Consider the following 18752-nt stretch of genomic DNA (forward strand, 5'->3'; position numbering starts at 1 on the left):
GGTCACGACCCGTACTCTGCCACCTCGCCCCCGGATCTGGGAGGCGAAATCCATATTCCGGGACGACGACCGGCACGGTGATCGTCTTCACACCCGGGCACGCCCGCCACGAGCACGAACGGGGCTGCGGAAGAATCTTGAACAGATCCATTTACTGGCCCGGCGGTGCTGCCGGGTCACGCTCAAGGAGGACCCGTGCTCACTGTCGGTGACCACTTCCCCGAGTACGAACTCACCGCCTGCGTGTCGCTCGACGCCGACAGGGCGTTCGAGACGATCAACCACAAGTCCCACGAGGGCCAGTGGCGCGTCGTGTTCTTCTGGCCGAAGGACTTCACCTTCGTCTGCCCGACCGAGATCGCCGAGTTCGGCCGCCTCAACGGCGAGTTCGCCGACCGCGACGCCCAGGTGCTCGGCGTCTCCGTCGACAACGAGTTCGTCCACTACGCCTGGCGCAAGGACCACCCGGACCTGCGCGAGCTGCCCTTCCCGATGCTCAGCGACATCAAGCGTGAGCTGACCGCCGCCTGCGGCGTTCTGGGCGAGGACGGCGTCGCACAGCGGGCCACCTTCATCGTGGACCCCAACAACGAGATCCAGTTCGTCATGGTGACCGCCGGTTCGGTCGGCCGCAACGTCTCCGAGGTGCTGCGGGTGCTCGACGCGCTCCAGACCGACGAGCTGTGCCCGTGCAACTGGAACTCCGGCGGGGCGACGCTCGACGCCAACGCGCTCCTCGCCGGCGCCGGGGCCTGACGTGGGCCTGGACGCGATCAAGGCGGGCCTGCCCGACTACGCCAAGGACATCCGGCTCAACCTCGGCTCCACCATCACCACCTCGACGCTGAAGCCGGACCAGGCATGGGGCACCGCCCTGGCCTGCGCGGTGGCGGCCCGCAACCCGGTGGTGCTGCGGGAGATCGCCGCCGAGGCGGCCGGTCACCTCACGCCCGAGGCGGTCGAGGCAGCGAAGGGCGCGGCTGCGGTCATGGCGATGAACAACGTCTACTACCGGGCCAAGCATCTGATCGGCGACGAGCAGTACGCGTCGCTGCCGGCCCGGCTGCGGATGCAGATCATCGCCCGCCCCGGCGTGGAGAAGACCGACTTCGAGCTGTGGTGCCTCGCCGTCTCGGCGATCACCGGCTGCGGCGTCTGCCTGGAGTCCCACGAGAAGACGCTGCGCGCCGCCGGGTTCAGCCGTGAGCAGGTGCACGAGGGGCTGCGGATCGCCGCCGTCGTCCACGCCGCCGCGGTGACCCTGGACGCGGAGGCCGCACTGGCCTGATCCACCGGCCCGCGCGCGCCCGACCGGCACCGCGCGGGCCGACGACCCGAGGGGCCGGCGTCACCACCGTGGCGCCGGCCCTCCGGCGTCGGCGGGTCGCCCCTCGCCGGGTTGACGCCCGGACATGGTGGGTAATCCTCCCGACTGACGACGGCGCCGCGACGGCCGCGGCCCTGGAGGACGGGAGGCCGCACATGGACGGACTGGACCCGCGCGCCACGCACGGCGGCACCGAACCGATCCTCGACGACGGCCGGGGCACGGTCGCCGGCGGCGCCCCCGGAGGCGCCTTCGACCCGTGGCGCTACCGGGACGAGGCCGGCGTCGCGAGCGCCGACCTGACCGGCTACAAGGTAGAGGCCACCGACGGCGCCATCGGCAAGATCGACCGGGCGAGCCACGAGGTGGACGACAGCTACCTGGTCGTGGACACCGGGCCGTGGATCTTCGGCAAGAAGGTGATGCTCCCGGCCGGGACCGTGAACCACGTCGACCACGACGCCCGCACCGTGCACGTCGACCGGGAGAAGGACCAGATCAAGGCCGCCCCGGAGTACGACGAGTCCAGCCACGCCGACCCGGGTTACCGGGACCGGCTCGGCGGCTACTACGGCGAGAAGCACTCGGCGCTGCCGCCGGACGTACCGCCGCGCAGCTGACACCTCGGCGACGGCCGGCGGGGACGCGCGAACGCCCCGCCGGCCGTTACCGTGTCAGCTGTGGACGCCCCGGAGAGCCCCTTCCCCGCCCTGTTCAACTTCCGCGACGTCGGCGGGTACACCGCCCGCGACGGGCGCACCGTCCGCCGCGGCCGGCTCTACCGCTCCGACTCGCTGCACCGCATCGCCGACACCGACCGGGCGGCGTTCACCGCGCTCGGCATCCGTACCGTCATCGACCTGCGCCGACCGTCCGAGGTGGAACGCGACGGGCGGGTGCCCGACTACGACGGCCTGGCCTACCGGCACATCCACCCCGAGCACGCCGACTGGGGCGCGAACCGGTTCGACTCCTCGAGCGTCAGCCTGGCCCGTTACCTGGCCGACCGCTACGCCGACCTGGCGCGTACCGGCACCGCAGGGCTCGCCGAGGCGGTCGGGCTGATCGCGGACAGCGCCAACGCCCCGGTGGTGGTGCACTGCGTCGCCGGCAAGGACCGCACCGGCATCGTCTGCGCGCTCACGCTGACGGTGCTCGGGGTGCCCGACGAGGACGTGGTCGCCGACTACGCGCTCAGCACCGCCGCGTCGCAGCGCTTCGCCGCCTGGGTACGCGCCACGCTGCCGGACGCGGAGGAACCGCCGCCGCCGTTCCTGGAGTCGCCGGCCGAGGCGATGGAGCTGTTCCTCGCCGAGCTGCGCACCGGCTACGGCTCGATCGAGGGCTACCTGACCCACGCCGGCGTCACCGAGGCGCAGCTGGAGTCCCTCCGCACCCACCTCCTGGACTGATCAGCACCGCCCCGCCCCGCCCTGGCGGTGATTAAGGAGTTTGTGTCCTCGTCCGCTTCGGAACCGGACGCGAACTCCTTGATCACCGCGGGAGGGCGTCAGCGGACCCGGGTCACCCAGCCATGGGGGTCTTCGGCGCGACCGCGCTGGATGTCGACGAGCTTCTGCCGCAACGCCATCGTGGCCTGCCCCGGCTCGCCGCCACCGATGGAGAACTCGCCGTCGGGGAAGCGCACGCCGCCGATCGGGGTGATCACCGCTGCGGTGCCGCAGGCGAACACCTCGCGCAGCCGCCCGCTCGCCGCGTCGGCCCGCCAGTCGTCGAAGCTGACCGGCGCCTCCCGCACCTCGTGCCCGGCCTCGGCCGCGAGGGTGAGGATCGCGTCGCGGGTGATGCCCGGCAGGATCGTGCCGCCCAGCGGCGGGGTGACGATGCTGCCGTCGTCGTAGACGAAGAAGACGTTCATGCCGCCCAGCTCGTCGACGTACTTCCGCTGCACCGCGTCCAGGAACACCACCTGGTCGCAGCCGGCCTCGATCGCCTCGGCCTGGGCCGCCAGCGAGGCGGCGTAGTTGCCGCCGCACTTCGCCGCGCCGGTGCCGCCGGGCGCGGCCCGGGTGTAGTCCGGCGAGACCCACACCGTCACCGGCTTCACGCCGCCGGCGAAGTACGCCCCGGCGGGCGAGGCGATCACGCAGTAGAGGTATTCGTTGGCCGGGCGGACCCCGAGGAAGACCTCGCTGGCGAACATGAAGGGACGCAGGTAGAGGCTGGCGTCCTCGTGCTCGGGGATCCACGCCTGGTCGATCTCGACCAGCCGGCGAAGCGACTCCACGAACGTCTCCCCCGGCAGCTCCGGCATGGCCAGCCGGCGGGCCGACGCGTTGAACCGGGCCGCGTTCGCCTCCGGGCGGAACATCGTCACCGCGTCACCGGTGCGGTACGCCTTCAGCCCTTCGAAGATCTCCTGCGCGTAGTGCAGCACCGCGGCGGCCGGGTCCATCGGGATCGGCGCCCGCGCCTCCAGGCGGGCGTCGTACCAGCCCTTGCCCTCGGCGTAGCGGATGGTGACCATGTGGTCGGTGAAGACCCGGCCGAAGCCCGGGTTCGCCAGCAGGGCGGCCCGGTCGGCGGCGGTTACCGGCGCGGGATTCGGACGGATCTCGAAATCGAGCTTGTCACCACCGCTCATCGCGCTGACCTCCCTGCGGGTTCACGGCATGCGGGACCGCACGCCGACGTCACTGGTGCCAGAAACTTACCCCGAACGGTCGTTCAGCGGATAGCTCCGCCCCCGGCGGATGCGACGCGCCGGACGGTCGGGGAGGCCCGGTGACGGGTCTGGCGGCCCGGTACCGGGCCGCCAGGAGGTCGGCCCGGTCAGGCTACGGCGTACCCGGCGAGCCGGTCGCCGACCTCCTCGGTGCGCACCGACGCCCCCGGCGTACGCCCGGCCAGCTCGGTGCCGACCGCGGCGGTGACCCGGGCGGCGGCGTCGGCGTGGCCGAGCTGGTCCAGCAGCAACGCGGCGGACAGCACGGCGGCGACCGGGTCGGCGACGCCCTGGCCGGCGATGTCCGGCGCCGAACCGTGCACCGGCTCGAACATCGACGGGTAGCGCCCCTCGGGGTTGATGCAGCCGCTGGCCGCCAGCCCGATGCCACCGGTCACGGCGGCGGCGATGTCGGTGAGGATGTCGCCGAACAGGTTGTCGGTGACCACCACGTCGTACCGGGACGGGTTGGTCACCAGGAACATCGCCGCGGCGTCGACGTGCTGGTATTCGGTGGTCACGTCCGGGTGCTCGGCGGCCACCGCGGCGAAGGCGCGCGCCCAGAGCGACCCGGCGTGGGTGAGCACGTTCGTCTTGTGCACGAGCGTGACCTTGCGCCGCTCCCGGCGGCCGGCCCGGGCGAACGCGTCGCGGATCACCCGCTCGACGCCGTGCCGGGTGTTCAGGCTCTCCTCGGTGGCCACCTCGGCCGGGGTGTCCCGGTGCAGCGCGCCGCCGGCGCCCGCGTACAGCCCCTCGGTGCCCTCGCGGACCACCACGAGGTCGACCTCGCCGGGCTTGACCGCGGCGAGCGGACCGGCCACGCCGGGCCAGAGGCGGGACGGGCGCAGGTTGACGTACTGGTCGAAGGCGAACCGGAGCTTGAGCAGCAGACCGCGCTCCAGCACCCCCGGCGGCACGGTCGGGTCGCCCACCGCGCCGAGCAGGATGGCGTCGTGACCGGCCAGCTCGTCGAGGACGGAGCCGGGCAGCACCTCGCCGGTGCGGTGGTAGCGCGCCGCACCCAGGTCGTACTCGGTGACCTCGATCCCGGGCACCACCGCGTCGAGGACCTTGCGGGCCTGCGCGACCACCTCGGGTCCGATGCCGTCACCGGCCACCACCGCGATGTGTGCCACCTGAGGCTCCTCGTCTCGTCGTTAGGCGCAACCGTACGTCGCCGTCCCGCCCCCCGGTACGAATCTTCCATCATCCGGGATATCGGATCACAGGAGGCTCCCAGCCGACATTCATGGTGTGGTCATCTCCTTTGCTTAGGGTCGAGTTCGCGGGTCGACGGGGGCCCGGGATCCGGCACCGCCGCGACGCAGCGGCGGCCACCGAGGGGGCACGTGTCATGCGGATCGAGCACCGGCGGGCCCACTGGGCTGACGAACAGCCACGGACCCGATGGGTCGACCAGTCCGCGTTCCTCCCGGCCCGGCCGGACCTGCACCTGGGCGCCACGAACCACCGCGTCGAACGGTACGGCGCCTCGGCGTCCGGCCGGATCAGCGTCCGGCACACGGTCGCCACCTCGACCGCCGACTACACCGTGCTGCTCAACGCGCCGGAGTGGTTCGGCCACCGCGCGGTCAGCGAGGCGCTGCGCGACGCCGTCGCCGAGCTACGCGCCGTCGACCTCACCTACGGCCCGAACCGGCCGGACAGCCTCGTCTCCCGGCTGCGCCGCGACGAGATCAGCCCCGACTCGTACCCCCCGCTGGCCGACCTGATCGACCTCTGCGCCGCGATGCGGGCGGCCACCGACGGCTGGTTCGACGCCTGGGCGGTGCCCGGCGGGTTCGACCCGGGCGGCCTGCTCGGCGGCTGGGCGGTCGAGCGGGCCGCGGCGCGGTTGCGCGCCGCGGGCATCCACGACTACGCCGTGCTCAGCGGCGCCGACCTGACGGTACGCGGACACGCGGCGCACGGCGGGCCGTGGCGCGTCGCGGTGCACCACCCCACCGACACCCGCCGGACACCTGTGGTGCTGGAGATGACGACGGGCGCGGTCGGCACGTCAGGCGTCACCGGCCGGCGCGGCCACGTCATCGACCCGCACACCGGCGAGCCGACCGACCGCCTCGTGGCCGCCACCGTGCTCGGCCCGAACCTCGCCGTCGCCGACGCCTACGCCACCGCCCTGTACGCCGCCGGACCGGCCGGGCTGGCCTGGTTCCGCCACGACGCGGACTACCGCCCCCTGTTCGCGCACCACCGGCGCTGAGCCGCCGCCTGTCGCGGAGCGCGATCGGCCCCCACGGTCTCGGCAACGACCGTGAGGGCCGGTCAGCGACGAGTGCGCGTGGCTCGCGCAATCGAGGGGTGCGGGCCGAGGGGCCGTGTGCCCGACCACGCCACCCGAAGACGGGCCGGGGATCGGCTCAGCGGAAACCGCATCGGTACGCTAGCGAATCGACGCAACTCGACGCAAGAGTCTCCACAGCGGACGCCGGGTGAACGATGTCGGCAATCAGCGGTGAACGCCCGGTGGGGCAGAGGTGACGGGCCGGGCGCGAGATGGCACGCTGTCCGCCGTGAGTTTCGATCTGAGCGTGTGGGCCCTGCCGGACGGGGCGACACCGGAGCAGGTGCGGGCGGCGGTGCGACAGTGCCGCGACGGCCGGCACGGCGAGCAGCACCCCGACCCGCGACTCGTCGCCTTCTACCGGGCGATCACGGCGACCTACCCGGACCGCCCGGCCCGGCCCGGTACGCCGTGGGAGGTGGCACCGCTGCACACGGCCGCCGACCACATCGAGATGAAGCTGCATCCGACCTGCCCGGACCAGGTCCTGCTGGACATCGAGCGGCTGGCCGGCGAGCACGACCTGATGCTCTTCGACGGCAGCTCGGTCTACCCGCCACCGGCCCGCGTCCGCTCCTGACCCACCAGGGACCGCGAAGGGCCCGGCCGAATTCGGCCGGGCCCCGATGTGTCCTGTCCGGACTACACGTCGCGCAGGTCGGCCGCGCTGGCCGCGACCGCGCCGATCGAGTCGGCGGCGGAAGTGAGCAGGTCGGCGCCGAGCGCCTGGTCGACGGTGAGCGTCATCAGCGTCTCGCCCCCGGCCTCGCGGCGGGCCACCTGCATGGCGGCGATGTTGACGCCGGCCTCGCCGAGCAGCGTGCCGACGGTGCCGACCACGCCGGGCCGGTCGGCGTAGCGCAGGAAGAGCAGGATGCCCTCCGCGCCGATCTCCACGTCGAAACCGTCCACCTCGGTCAGCTTGAACACGTCGCGGGTGCCAGTGTGCGCCACGGTGCCGGAGACGCGGACGGTACGGCCGTCCGGCAGCGCCCCGCGCACCGTCACCAGGTTCGGGTGGTCGACGGTCTCGCCCGGCGTGGCGAGCGTGACCTCGACGCCCCGCTCGGCGGCCAGGTGCGGCGCGTTGACGTAGGTGACCTGCTCCTCGACCACGGAGCTGAACAGTCCCTTGGTCGCGGCGAGCTTGAGCACCGACACGTCGTGGGCGGCGATCTCGCCGCGCACCTCGACGGTGACGCTGGCGGCCACCCCGCCGGCCAGGGCGGTGAACGCCCGGCCCAGCCGCTCGGCCAGCGGCAGCAGCGGACGGACGTCCTCGGCGACCACGCCGCCGGCCTGCACGTTCACCGCGTCCGGGACGAACTCGCCCTGGAGCGCCAGCTTGACGCTCTTGGCCACCGCGAGACCGGCCTTGTCCTGCGCCTCGTTGGTGGAGGCGCCCAGGTGCGGGGTGGCCACCACGTTGTCGAAGGCGAACAGCGGCGAGGAGGTGCACGGCTCCTTGGCGTACACGTCAACGCCGGCACCGGCGACCCGGCCCTCCGCGATCGCGTCGGCGAGCGCCTGCTCGTCGACCAGGCCGCCGCGGGCGGCGTTGACGATCCGCACGCCCGGCTTGACGATCGCCAGCTCCTTCTCGCCGATCAGGCCGACCGTCTCCGGCGTCTTCGGCAGGTGGATCGAGATGAAGTCGCTCTCCCGCAGCAGCTCCTCCAGCCCGACCAGGCGGACGCCGAGCTGGGCGGCACGGGCCGGCTGGATGTACGGGTCGTACGCGATCAGCCGGGTGCCGAACGCGGCGATACGGGACGCGAAGAGCACGCCGATGCGGCCGAGGCCGACCACGCCCACGGTCTTGCCCTGGATCTCCACGCCGGTGTACTTGGACCGCTTCCACTCGCCGGCCTTGAGCGCGGCGCTGGCGCTGGCGGTGTTGCGGGCCACCGCGAGCAGCAGCGCGACGGCCTGCTCGGCGGCGGACACGATGTTCGAGGTGGGCGCGTTGACGACCATGACGCCCCGGGCGGTGGCGGCCGGCACCTCGACGTTGTCCAGACCGACGCCGGCCCGGGCGACCACCTTCAGCCGCGGCGCGGCGGCGATCGCCTCGGCGTCGATCTGGGTGGCGCTGCGTACGATCACCGCGTCGGCCTCGGAGAGTGCGGAGAGCAGAGCGGGGCGGTCGGTGCCGTCCACGTGGCGCACGTCGAAGTCGTGCGCGAGCACCTCGATGGCGGCGGGGGCGAGTTCTTCGGCGATCAGTACGACAGGATTCATCGGTCCTCGTAGACGCTCGGTAATGGTTCGGCCTGGGACGCCGGGGCGCCGCGCTGCGCCCTGCGCCGATCCGTGCCACGGCCGTCGGGTGCGCTCGGGCACCACACCAAGGATGGTAGGGGGCCGCCCGCCCGGCGTGTCCCGGACTGCGGGGTGAGGGCCCTCACACAGGCCCGTCGCACGCCCGACATCCCCCGTTCACCGGGGTCGGCGCGGGACGAGGCGTTACTCACCGTGTCCCAGCACGTGAACGGACGGCGGCCCGCGGCCCGACGCCGGGGAGAGCGTCGGATCGCGGGCCGCACGGGGAAGAACTCAGGCGGTCTCGGTGATCGGCCGGTCGACCCAGCTCATCATGGCCCGCAGCTTCTGCCCGGTCTCCTCGATCGGGTGCGCCGCGCCCTCGGCCCGCCACTTGGCGAAGTTCGGCCGGCCGGCCTCGTCCTCGGCCACCCACTCGCGGGCGAACTCGCCGGACTGGATCTCGCCGAGGATCTTGCGCATCTCGTCCTTGACCCGGGAGTCGATGACGCGCGGGCCGCGGGACAGGTCGCCGTACTCGGCGGTGTCGGAGATGCTGTAGCGCATCCGGGCGATGCCGCCCTCGTACATCAGGTCGACGATCAGCTTCAGCTCGTGCAGGCACTCGAAGTAGGCCACCTCGGGCGCGTAGCCGGCCTCGGTGAGCACCTCGAAACCGGTCTGCACCAGCGCCGCCGCGCCACCGCACAGCACCGCCTGCTCACCGAACAGGTCGGTCTCGGTCTCCTCGGTGAACGTGGTCCGGATCGCGCCGGCCCGGGTGCCGCCGATCGCCTTGGCGTACGCCAGGGCCAGGCCGAACGCGTTGCCGCTGGCGTCCTGCTCGACGGCGACCAGGCAGGGCACGCCCTTGCCGTCGACGTACTGGCGGCGGACCAGGTGACCGGGGCCCTTCGGGGCGACCATCGCCACGTCCACGTCGGCCGGGGGCTTGATCAGGCCGTACCGGATGTTGAAGCCGTGACCGAAGAACAGCGCCTTGCCCGCGGCCAGGTTCGGCGCGATGGCCTCGGCGTAGAGGCCACGCTGGGCGGTGTCCGGCGCCAGGATCATGATCACGTCGGCCTCGGCCGCCGCCTCGGCGGGCGTGAGCACCCGCAGGCCCTGCTCCTCGGCCTTCGGCCGGCTCTTCGACCCGGCGGGCAGGCCGATCACCACGTCGACGCCGGAGTCGCGCAGCGACAGCGCGTGCGCGTGGCCCTGGCTGCCGTACCCGATCACGGCGACCGTGCGGCCCTGGATCAGGCCCAGGTCGGCGTCGTCGTCGTAGAACACCTCAACGCTCATTGACTTCCCTTTCGTACGGCGGTGCCCGTCGGCCCGTCGAAAAACTTGTGGGTACGGATCAGGCGGCGCGCAGCGCCGGGCCGGCGGTGATGGCCCGGGAACCCCGCCCGATCGCCACGGTGCCGGACTGGACCATCTCCTTGATGCCGAACGGCTCCAGGTCGCGCAGCAGCGCGTCGAGCTTGTCCGGGGTGCCGGTGGCCTCGATGGTCAGCGTGTCCGGCGCGACGTCGACCACCCGGGCGCGGAACAGGCCGACCGTCTCCAGCACCTGGGCGCGGGCCGTGCGGTCCGCGCGGACCTTGACCAGCAGCAGCTCGCGCGCCACCGACACCTGCGGGTCCAGCTCCACGATCTTGAGTACGTTGACCAGCTTGTTGAGCTGCTTGGTCACCTGCTCCAGCGGTGAGGACTCGGCGTTGACCACGATGGTGATACGGGAGACGTCCGGGTTCTCCGTCTCGCCCACGGCAAGGCTGTCGATGTTGAACCCGCGCCGGGAGAACAGCCCGGAGACCCGGGCCAGGACACCCGGCTTGTTCTCCACCAGCACGGACAAGGTGTGCATCGTCATTTAGAGTTCGTCCTCGTCGAACGCGGGGCGCACGCCCCTGGCGAACATGATCTCGTCGTTGCTGGTGCCGGCGGCGACCATCGGCCAGACCATCGCGTCCTTGCCGACCACGAAGTCGATGACCACCGGCGCGTCGTCGATCGCCATGGCCGCCTCGATGGTCTTGTCCACGTCGGCGGCGTTCTCGCAGCGCAGCCCGACGCAGCCGAGCGCCTCGGCGAGCTTGACGAAGTCCGGGATGCGGTGCTTGTGCGTGCCCAGCTCGGTGTTGGAGTAGCGCTCCCCGTAGAACAGGGTCTGCCACTGCCGCACCATGCCCAGGTTGCCGTTGTTGATCACGGCGACCTTGATCGGGATGCCCTCCAGCGCGCAGGTCGCCAGCTCCTGGTTGGTCATCTGGAAGCAGCCGTCGCCGTCGACCGCCCACACCGTGGTGTCCGGCTTGCCGACCTTGGCGCCCATCGCGGCCGGGACGGCGTAGCCCATGGTGCCCAGGCCGCCGGAGTTGAGCCAGGTGTGCGGCTTCTCGTACGAGATGAACTGGCTGGCCCACATCTGGTGCTGGCCGACACCCGCCACGTAGACCGCGTCCGGGCCGGCGATCTCACCCAGCCGCTTGATCACGTACTGCGGCGAGAGCGTGCCGTCGGCCGGCTCCTCGAAGCCCAGTGGGTACCGCTCGCGCAGGTCGTCGAGCTGGGCCCACCAGTCGGTCAGGTCGGCCGCCGGGTGGGCGGCCTGCTCGGCGGTGACGGCAGCGATCAGCTCGTCGATCACATGCCGCGCGTCCCCCACGATCGGGATGTCGGCGTGCCGGTTCTTGCCGATCTCGGCCGGGTCGATGTCGGCGTGCACGACTGTCGCGTCCGGCGCGAACGAGTCGAGCCGGCCGGTCACCCGGTCGTCGAAGCGGGCGCCCAGCGCCACGATCAGGTCGGCCTTCTGAAGGCCGTACACCGCGGCGACGGTGCCGTGCATGCCGGGCATGCCGAGGTGCTGGCGGTGCGAGTCGGGGAACGCGCCCAGCGCCATCAGCGTGGTGACCACCGGGATGCCGGTCTGCTCGGCCAGCTTGCGCAGCCCCTCGGTGGCGCCGGCCTTGAGCACGCCGCCGCCGACGTAGAGGACCGGACGGCGGGCGCCGGTCATCAGCCGGGCCGCCTCGCGGATCTGCTTGCCGTGCGGGTGCAGCGTCGGCCGGTATCCGGGCAGGTCGAGCGTGGGCGGCCAGGAGAAGGTCGCCGGCGCCTGGAGCACGTCCTTCGGGATGTCGACGAGCACCGGGCCGGGCCGGCCGGTCGCGGCCAGATGGAACGCCTCGGCCAGCACGCGGGGGATCTCGTCGGCGGTCTGCACCAGGAAGTTGTGCTTGGTGATGGGCAGCGTGATGCCCTGGATGTCGGCCTCCTGGAAGGCGTCGGTGCCGATCGACGGCCGCGCCACCTGGCCGGTGATCGCCACCATCGGGACCGAGTCCATGTACGCGTCGGCGATCGGGGTCACCAGGTTCGTCGCGCCCGGCCCGGAGGTGGCGATGCAGACGCCGACCCGGCCGGTGGCCTGCGCGTAACCGGTGGCCGCGTGCCCCGCGCCCTGCTCGTGGCGGACCAGGATGTGCCGGACCGAGGAGTCGTAGAGCGGGTCGTAGGCGGGCAGGATCGCGCCGCCCGGGATGCCGAAGACCACGTCGACGCCGAGCGCCTCGAGCGACCGCACGAGCGAACCGGCGCCCGAGACCTGCGCGGCGGCGGGTTCCCGTACGGGCGTCTCGGCCGTGGCGGCCCCCGGAACGGTACGGCCGGGGCGGGCAGCGGGGTCGGAGTCACCGGCCGCGCCGGTGCCGGAGCGGGCCCGGCGGGCGGAGTGGGCGAGGGTCTCTGGCGTGGGTCTCGTCATGGCGGTTCAAGCCTTCGGAAGTTGAGTGGGTGACGCGCTTCTCAGGATGGGACGGAGGGTCCCGGCGATGGTCCGACGGCAACAAAAAAGCCCACGTGCAGGATGCACGGGGCCAGCGCACTCTCGGTGGGAGAGTGCGCTCAGGTAAGTACTCGCGGCGACCGGTTCGACGACATGCGGCTAAGCCTGACGCATCTCACGCGATGAGTCAACTGATCCCACATTCTGGTTCACGGACGTGGGCGTGTCGGTCGCCGGCACCCCCTGCACACCCGGTGCGAACTGCGAAGATCCCTCCATCGGGGGACGCGGGGCGGGCGGGTTGTTGCGCAGCCGGGGCAGCAGCGGCGACGGGGCCCGCGCCGGCGCGGGCGGCGGCACCGGCGGCATCGCGGTGTGCCGGTTGCCGGGTGCCGTGGCCGCCTCCAGCATCGCCTCCAGGTGCTCGGCCGGTACGCCCCAGCCGAACAGCGCGCCCTGGCCGAACCGGCAGCCGGCGGCCACCACGGCGGCCAGCTCGGCCGGGTTGGTGACGCCCTCGGCGATCACCTCCAGCCCCAACTGGTGACCCAGGCGCATGACGATGTCGACCATCGGGGCGAACGCCGGGCCGTCCCGTCCGACCGGCCGTACCGGTTCGTGCTCGGCGACCAGACTGTGGTCGATCTTGAGGATGTCGATCGGCAGCCGCCGGAGCTGGCCGAGCGACGAGTAACCGGCGCCGAAGTCGTCGAGTGCGATCCGGACGCCGGTCAGCCGCAGCGCGGTGAGCCGCCGGATCAGCTCGTCCAGGTCGGTGGCGACCGCGTGCTCGGTCACCTCCAGCACCAGCCGCTGCGGCGGCACGTGGTGCGCGCGCAGCGCGTCGGCGACCTGGACCACGTACTCCGGGGCGTGCAGCTCGCGCGGCGACACGTTCACCGACACCCAGACGTCGTGCCCGTCGGCCAGCCAGCGGGAGAGCTGGTAGCAGGCCTGGTGCAGCACCCACGCGCCGAGCTTGGCGATCATCCCGCACTCCTCGGCCAGCGGGATGAACTCGTCCGGCCGGACGTTGCCCAGCTCCGGGTGCCGCCACCGCAGCAGCGCCTCCGCGCCGACCGGCCGCACCGACGGCAGCGAGGCCACCGGCTGGAAGACCAGCCGCAGTTCGTCGCGCTCGATCGCGCCACGCAGCTCGTGCTCCATCCGGGTACGCCGGCTCAGCAACTGGTCGTACGTGGCGTCGTAGTGCTCGATCCGGTTCTTGCCCCGCTGCTTGGCGTAGCGCAGCGCCAGGTCGGCGTTGCGCAGCAGCAGTTCCACGTCCTGCTCGCCGTGCCCGGCGGCCACTCCGATGCTCACCGACAGGAAGACCGGCAGGTCCCCCTGCTCGTACGGGCGGCCGAGCACCCCGAGCAGGCGGTCGGCGACCGGGCCGGGCCCGGCCGACCCGTGCATCAGCACCGCGAACTCGTCGCCGCCGAGCCGGGCCGCCAGGTCACCCGGGCGCAGGTTGCCCCGCAGCCGCCGCCCCACCTCGATCAGCACCGCGTCGCCGACGTCGTGCCCACGCATGTCGTTGACGTTCTTGAAGCCGTCGAGGTCGAGCCCGAGCAGTACGCACGGCATGCCCGCATCGGCACTGCGGTGCAGGGCGCGCAGCAGCCCGCGCCGGTTCGCCAGCCCGGTCAGCGGGTCGGTGTGCGCCAGCTCGCGGAAGTGCGCCTCCCGTTCGGCCAGCCGGATCGCGTAGCCACGCACGTCGTTGAGGGCCAGATATTGCCGGGTCACCAGGGCGAACCCCTCGACGGTGCCGGCCACGATCGCGTACCCGTCGAACCCGCCGCCCTGCACCAGGTGGTAGATCGCGGAGGCGGCCATGGCGAACATCGGCACGAAGGCGTACTCGCCGTCGCGGCGGATGAAGTCGACGTCGAGCTGTGTCAGGTCGGCGCGGCGCCCGGCCACGGCGGTGGCCAGCAGACCGGCGGCGGTCAGCACCGCGCCGGTGAGCACCATGCCCGGGCCGGCCTGGCAGAGCCCGGCGGACACGCCCAACCCACCGGCCGTCACCGCTGTCGCGCCGGCGGCGAGCAGCGTGAGCCACCCGCGCGGCGGCGCGACCCGGAGCACGACGATCACGGTGAGCCCGGTGGTGAGCGCCGCGCTCACGGTGGCCAGCACGATCGGCAGGCAGGCGACGGGGGTGGCGCCGCCGAGCAGCCGGGTCGGCTCGCTGAACGCCACCCAGCCGACGAACCAGAGCGCGCTGCCCATGATCAGGCCGTCGAGCAGCAGCCGGGCGGTGGCGGCCCGGGTCGCCGCCGCGCCGGGCAGGCGCAGCACGGCGGCGCCGAGGCCGAGCGCGGCGAGCGTCGTACCGGCCGCGACGAGGACCGCCCACCCGGTCCGCTGGCCCTGCCGGTGCGCCCAGTGGTCACCGGCGGCCAGCAGGCCGCCGAGACCGACCACGAGGCTGAACAGGGCGGCACCGGCGGCGACCGCGAGCAGCAGGTGGGCCGGGCGGCGAGGGCCGGTGCGGTGCCGCACCGACGCGGCGAGCAGCACGGCGGCACCGGCCGCGGCGATCCCGCTCAACACCGCGACGGTGACCATCCCCGGGGACGACTGCACGCGTCAACTCTGCCGGATCAGCGCCTCCCGTGGGGCACCGGGTGTGCAACTGTTGGGACACAGGGTGCGCGCCGGGGGATCGCCGCGCCGATGGTGTCAGACTGGTTGTCATGCCTGAGCTGCGGTCGAGGACCTCCACCCACGGTCGGACGATGGCCGGCGCCCGGGCCCTGTGGCGGGCCACCGGGATGACCGACGACGACTTCGGCAAGCCGATCGTCGCCATCGCGAACAGTTTCACCCAGTTCGTACCCGGCCACGTCCACCTCAAGGACCTCGGCGGCCTGGTCGCCGACGCGGTCGCCGAGGCCGGCGGCGTCGGCCGGGAGTTCAACACGATCGCCGTGGACGACGGCATCGCCATGGGCCACGGCGGCATGCTCTACTCGCTGCCCAGCCGGGAGCTGATCGCCGACGCGGTGGAGTACATGGTCAACGCGCACTGCGCGGACGCCCTGGTCTGCATCTCCAACTGCGACAAGATCACTCCGGGCATGCTGCTCGCCGCGCTGCGGCTCGACATCCCGACCGTCTTCGTCTCCGGCGGCCCGATGGAGGCCGGCAAGACGGTGGCGATCGAGGGCGTGGTGCACAGCAAGATCGACCTGATCGACGCCATGATCGCCTCCTCGAACGAGGCCGTCACCGACGACCAGCTCGGCGAGATCGAGCGCTCCGCGTGCCCGACCTGCGGCTCCTGCTCCGGCATGTTCACCGCCAACTCGATGAACTGCCTCACCGAGGCCATCGGCCTGGCGCTGCCCGGCAACGGGTCGACGCTGGCCACCCATGCCGCGCGGCGGTCGCTGTTCGTCGAGGCCGGGCGCACCATCGTCGAGATCGCCAAGCAGTGGTACGACAACGACGACGCCTCCGTGCTGCCGCGCTCGATCGCCGGCCGGGAGGCGTTCGAGAACGCGGTCGCCCTCGACGTGGCGATGGGCGGCTCCACGAACACGGTGCTGCACCTGCTCGCCGCCGCCCGCGAGGCGGAGCTGGACTTCGGCGTCGCCGACATCGACGCGATCTCCCGCCGGGTGCCGTGCCTGGCCAAGGTCGCCCCGAACTCGCCGCAGTACCACATGGAGGACGTGCACCGGGCCGGTGGCATCCCGGCCATCCTCGGCGAACTGGACCGCGCCGGGCTGCTGCACCGCGACGTGCGCGCGGTCCACTCCCCCACCCTGGACCGGTGGCTGGCCGACTGGGACGTCCGGGGCGGCTCGGCCACCCGAGAGGCGGTCGAGCTGTTCCACGCCGCGCCGGGCGGGGTGCGCACGACCGAGCCGTTCTCCACCACCAACCGCTGGTCGTCGCTGGACACCGACGCGGCCGGCGGCTGCATCAGGGACTCCGAGCACGCCTACAGCGCCGACGGCGGCCTGGCCATCCTGCACGGCAACCTCGCGCCGGCCGGGTGCGTGGTGAAGACCGCCGGTGTGCCCGAGGAGTGCCTGATCTTCCGCGGCCCGGCCAAGGTCTACGAGTCTCAGGACGACGCGGTGACCGCGATCCTCGCCAAGGAGATCGTCGCCGGGGACGTGGTGGTGATCCGGTACGAGGGCCCGAAGGGCGGCCCCGGCATGCAGGAGATGCTCTACCCCACCTCGTTCCTCAAGGGCCGTGGGCTGGGGCGCTCCTGCGCGCTGCTGACCGACGGCCGGTTCTCCGGCGGCACCTCCGGCCTGTCCATCGGGCACGTCTCCCCGGAGGCGGCCTCCGGCGGGCTGATCGCGCTGGTCCGCGAGGGCGACGAGATCGTCATCGACATCCCGGGCCGGTCGATCGAGCTGAATGTGCCCGCCGACGAGCTTGAGGCGCGCCGGGTGGCCGAGGAGAAGCGGGACCGCCCGTACACCCCTGTCGACCGGCAGCGTCCGGTGTCGGCGGCGCTGCGCGCGTACGCGTCGATGGCGACCTCGGCCAGCGACGGCGCCTACCGCCGCGTCCCCGAGTGACGTAAGGAAGGGCCCCTTCTTAACGCCTCCGGTAGAGGAGGGGGCCCTTCTTAACGCCCGCGCGCCGGTAGGATCCGGCGGCGTGGAGACGACTGTGAGTTACGCGCGACTGGTCCGGCCGGCGATCGACCGGGTCTACGTGGGCGCCCGCTGGGCAGCCCGCGCCCGGATGGAGGCGTTCTACGCCGAGCGGGGCTGCACACTCGGCGCGGAGAGCAGCTTCTTCTCCGGAGTGCTGGCCCGGCCGATGCCCGCCGAGGCGCTGGCCGACGGCCTGGTCTACACGTCCGGAAGCATGGCCGAGGAGCTGGAGCAGGGCGTCGTCGTCCGGGACGCCGACGGCGCCTGGCACCTCACCGAGCTGGGCCGCGAGCTGACGCTGTTCGCCCAGCGGGCGACCGGTGAGGCCGCCGAGGAACTGTGGACCATGCTGCCCGGGGTGCTGCCCGGGCTGAGCGTCGTGCCCCGCCTCGCCGACCTGGTCGGCCGGGTGCTGACGCACGCGCAGGCCAGCGGCGGGCCGGTGTTCCGGGCGATGTCCCCGCCGTACGAGCCGGAGGGCGCCTCCCCGGCGCTGCTGCTCGTCACCCGGCTGGGCTCGCTGCGGCACCACCGCGCCGACGCGCACCGGGCCGCGTGGCGGGCCGCCGGGCTGACCGCCGACGAGATCCGCGCGCTGCCGGACGGCCCGCGACGCGCGGCGATCGAGGCGGACACCGATCGCCGCGACGAACCGGCGTACGCGGCGCTGACCGAGGCCGAGCGGTGGGAACTACTGTCCGGCCTCGCCGCCCTGCCCAACTAGCGCCCCGCGGCCTCCACCGCCACCGGGTGGAACGCCATGGGTGTCTACGGACCCTTTTGACACCCATGGCGTTCCACTCACCGCTGGGTGGGGTCCTCCTCGGCCGGTGCGGTGCCGTCGACGGGCAGGCCGAACTCCGCGGGCGAGTTCTCGTCGGTGCCGTCCAGGTCCGCGTGCGGGTCCTCCGGGGTGACGTCGTCGGGGTCGGCGCCTCCGGCGTGCAGGTCGGACAGTTCAACCGGATCAGTCATGCCGTCCTGGTACCCCGCAGGTGCCGCCCGAACCCGCCGGGACGTCAGCGCGGCCGGTGCCGCTCCAGGCCGTCGAAGAGCAGGTCGAGGGTGAACTCGAACTCGGTCTGACTGTCGCACCAGCCGAGCGTCGGGTCCGCCGCGTCGTGCGTCTCGGCGGCGACCATGGCGGCCAGGTGCGGCAGTCGTTCGGCCAGCGCCGCCATCTCGGCTTCCTCGGCCTCCGCGTCGGTCTCCTCACCCGCCGACGGCTGGAACACCTCCTGCGAGAAGCCGAGCGCCAGGCTGCCGAAGGCGTGCAGCGCCCGGTGGGCGATCCGGTACGAGAAGCCGCCGTCGACGAGTGTGGCGACGATGCCGTCGTAGTAGACGTACAACCCGGCAGGGACGGCCGGACGGCCGGTGAGCAGCGCGGGGGCCCACGGGTGCCGCAGCATGACCGCACGCGCTCCGAGGAAGCGCAGCCGCAGCCGGGCCCGCCAGTCCGCGCGGGCCGCGTCCGCCTCGGCCCGGTCGGCGGCTGAGGTGATCTCGGTGACGACAGCGTCCACGAGGCCGTCGAGCAGCCCGCCCTTGCCGGGCAGGTGGTGGTAGAGCGACATCGCCTCGACACCGAGTTCGGCGGCGAGCCGGCGCATCGTGAGCGCCGCCATCCCCTCGGCGTCGACCAGGGCGATCGCGCTGACCAGGACGCGCTCGCGGCTGAGCGGGTCCCGCGGTTTCCGCGCTCCCATCCGGCTCTCCATCTCCTCTTGACC

General features: G+C 72.8%; 17 protein-coding genes. 8 read left to right on the forward strand and 9 right to left on the reverse strand.

Annotation, left to right across the window (positions count from 1 at the left end; all coding sequences use genetic code 11):
• Positions 1-195: 195 nt before the first annotated feature.
• The 4 genes from GA0070215_RS15995 (at position 196) to GA0070215_RS16010 (ending at position 2739) form a co-directional block, all read left to right on the forward strand.
• Entirely contained in the window at positions 196-756 is a 561-nt protein-coding gene (locus GA0070215_RS15995) for a peroxiredoxin (protein ID WP_091046847.1), read from the forward strand.
• Between the two features lies 1 nt (position 757).
• Positions 758-1288 (forward strand): alkylhydroperoxidase, AhpD family, encoded by a 531-nt coding sequence (gene ahpD / locus GA0070215_RS16000; protein ID WP_091046851.1) that lies wholly within the window; start codon positions 758-760, stop codon positions 1286-1288.
• A 194-nt stretch (positions 1289-1482) separates the two neighbouring features.
• Positions 1483-1947: a hypothetical protein gene (locus tag GA0070215_RS16005; RefSeq protein ID WP_018786265.1), complete on the forward strand. Its 465-nt coding sequence runs from the start codon at positions 1483-1485 to the stop codon at positions 1945-1947.
• A 51-nt stretch (positions 1948-1998) separates the two neighbouring features.
• The gene (locus GA0070215_RS16010) at positions 1999-2739 is read left to right on the forward strand and encodes a tyrosine-protein phosphatase (protein WP_091046854.1); all 741 of its coding nucleotides are present in this window, start codon (positions 1999-2001) and stop codon (positions 2737-2739) included.
• Positions 2740-2837: 98 nt separating this feature from the next.
• On the opposite strand, the gene GA0070215_RS16015 is transcribed toward GA0070215_RS16010, so the two are convergent.
• Entirely contained in the window at positions 2838-3932 is a 1095-nt protein-coding gene (locus GA0070215_RS16015) for a branched-chain amino acid aminotransferase (RefSeq protein ID WP_091046858.1), read from the reverse strand.
• A 188-nt stretch (positions 3933-4120) separates the two neighbouring features.
• The gene (locus GA0070215_RS16020; protein ID WP_091046863.1) at positions 4121-5152 is read right to left on the reverse strand and encodes a 3-isopropylmalate dehydrogenase; all 1032 of its coding nucleotides are present in this window, start codon (positions 5150-5152) and stop codon (positions 4121-4123) included.
• A 218-nt stretch (positions 5153-5370) separates the two neighbouring features.
• Between GA0070215_RS16020 and GA0070215_RS16025 the strand changes: the two genes are divergently transcribed.
• Positions 5371-6243: an FAD:protein FMN transferase gene (locus GA0070215_RS16025; protein ID WP_018786261.1), complete on the forward strand. Its 873-nt coding sequence runs from the start codon at positions 5371-5373 to the stop codon at positions 6241-6243.
• 310 nt (positions 6244-6553) lie between these two features.
• Positions 6554-6904: a hypothetical protein gene (locus GA0070215_RS16030; RefSeq protein WP_208600353.1), complete on the forward strand. Its 351-nt coding sequence runs from the start codon at positions 6554-6556 to the stop codon at positions 6902-6904.
• Positions 6905-6966: 62 nt separating this feature from the next.
• Here GA0070215_RS16030 and serA read toward each other — a convergent pair whose 3' ends face one another.
• From serA to GA0070215_RS16055, 5 genes are all read right to left on the reverse strand, one after another.
• The gene (serA, locus tag GA0070215_RS16035; protein ID WP_091046870.1) at positions 6967-8565 is read right to left on the reverse strand and encodes a phosphoglycerate dehydrogenase; all 1599 of its coding nucleotides are present in this window, start codon (positions 8563-8565) and stop codon (positions 6967-6969) included.
• A 315-nt stretch (positions 8566-8880) separates the two neighbouring features.
• On the reverse strand, positions 8881-9894 hold the full coding sequence (gene ilvC / locus GA0070215_RS16040) for a ketol-acid reductoisomerase (protein WP_091046873.1): 1014 nt from the start codon (positions 9892-9894) through the stop codon (positions 8881-8883).
• A 58-nt stretch (positions 9895-9952) separates the two neighbouring features.
• A complete protein-coding gene (gene ilvN, locus GA0070215_RS16045) occupies positions 9953-10468 on the reverse strand; it encodes an acetolactate synthase small subunit (RefSeq protein ID WP_018786257.1) in 516 nt (171 codons plus the stop codon).
• Entirely contained in the window at positions 10469-12364 is a 1896-nt protein-coding gene (locus GA0070215_RS16050; RefSeq protein WP_018786256.1) for an acetolactate synthase large subunit, read from the reverse strand.
• Between the two features lie 180 nt (positions 12365-12544).
• Entirely contained in the window at positions 12545-14980 is a 2436-nt protein-coding gene (locus GA0070215_RS16055; protein WP_091046877.1) for a putative bifunctional diguanylate cyclase/phosphodiesterase, read from the reverse strand.
• Positions 14981-15090: 110 nt separating this feature from the next.
• Here GA0070215_RS16055 and ilvD point away from each other — a divergent pair, with 110 nt between their 5' ends.
• The gene (gene ilvD / locus GA0070215_RS16060) at positions 15091-16938 is read left to right on the forward strand and encodes a dihydroxy-acid dehydratase (protein WP_091046880.1); all 1848 of its coding nucleotides are present in this window, start codon (positions 15091-15093) and stop codon (positions 16936-16938) included.
• Positions 16939-17020: 82 nt separating this feature from the next.
• The gene (locus GA0070215_RS16065; protein WP_244167019.1) at positions 17021-17743 is read left to right on the forward strand and encodes a hypothetical protein; all 723 of its coding nucleotides are present in this window, start codon (positions 17021-17023) and stop codon (positions 17741-17743) included.
• Positions 17744-17820: 77 nt separating this feature from the next.
• On the opposite strand, the gene GA0070215_RS28460 is transcribed toward GA0070215_RS16065, so the two are convergent.
• Positions 17821-17994 carry a hypothetical protein gene (locus tag GA0070215_RS28460; RefSeq protein WP_018786252.1) on the reverse strand — a complete coding sequence of 58 codons (174 nt, stop codon included), beginning with the start codon at positions 17992-17994 and terminating at the stop codon, positions 17821-17823.
• A gap of 44 nt (positions 17995-18038) precedes the next feature.
• The gene (locus GA0070215_RS16070) at positions 18039-18740 is read right to left on the reverse strand and encodes a TetR/AcrR family transcriptional regulator (RefSeq protein ID WP_091046884.1); all 702 of its coding nucleotides are present in this window, start codon (positions 18738-18740) and stop codon (positions 18039-18041) included.
• Positions 18741-18752 lie beyond the last annotated feature (12 nt).

The sequence above is a fragment of the Micromonospora marina genome, assembly GCF_900091565.1.
Classification (GTDB): Bacteria; Actinomycetota; Actinomycetes; order Mycobacteriales; family Micromonosporaceae; genus Micromonospora; species Micromonospora marina.

Coding starts and splice junctions, on each gene's coding strand:
- GA0070215_RS16070 (WP_091046884.1), bottom strand. CDS start 18,740: ATGGAGAGCCGGATGGGAGCGCGGAAACCGCGGGACCCGCTCAGCCGC.
- GA0070215_RS28460 (WP_018786252.1), bottom strand. CDS start 17,994: ATGACTGATCCGGTTGAACTGTCCGACCTGCACGCCGGAGGCGCCGAC.
- GA0070215_RS16005 (WP_018786265.1), top strand. CDS start 1,483: ATGGACGGACTGGACCCGCGCGCCACGCACGGCGGCACCGAACCGATC.
- GA0070215_RS16025 (WP_018786261.1), top strand. CDS start 5,371: ATGCGGATCGAGCACCGGCGGGCCCACTGGGCTGACGAACAGCCACGG.
- GA0070215_RS16015 (WP_091046858.1), bottom strand. CDS start 3,932: ATGAGCGGTGGTGACAAGCTCGATTTCGAGATCCGTCCGAATCCCGCG.
- ilvC (WP_091046873.1), bottom strand. CDS start 9,894: ATGAGCGTTGAGGTGTTCTACGACGACGACGCCGACCTGGGCCTGATC.
- serA (WP_091046870.1), bottom strand. CDS start 8,565: ATGAATCCTGTCGTACTGATCGCCGAAGAACTCGCCCCCGCCGCCATC.
- GA0070215_RS16050 (WP_018786256.1), bottom strand. CDS start 12,364: ATGACGAGACCCACGCCAGAGACCCTCGCCCACTCCGCCCGCCGGGCC.
- ilvD (WP_091046880.1), top strand. CDS start 15,091: ATGCCTGAGCTGCGGTCGAGGACCTCCACCCACGGTCGGACGATGGCC.
- ilvN (WP_018786257.1), bottom strand. CDS start 10,468: ATGACGATGCACACCTTGTCCGTGCTGGTGGAGAACAAGCCGGGTGTC.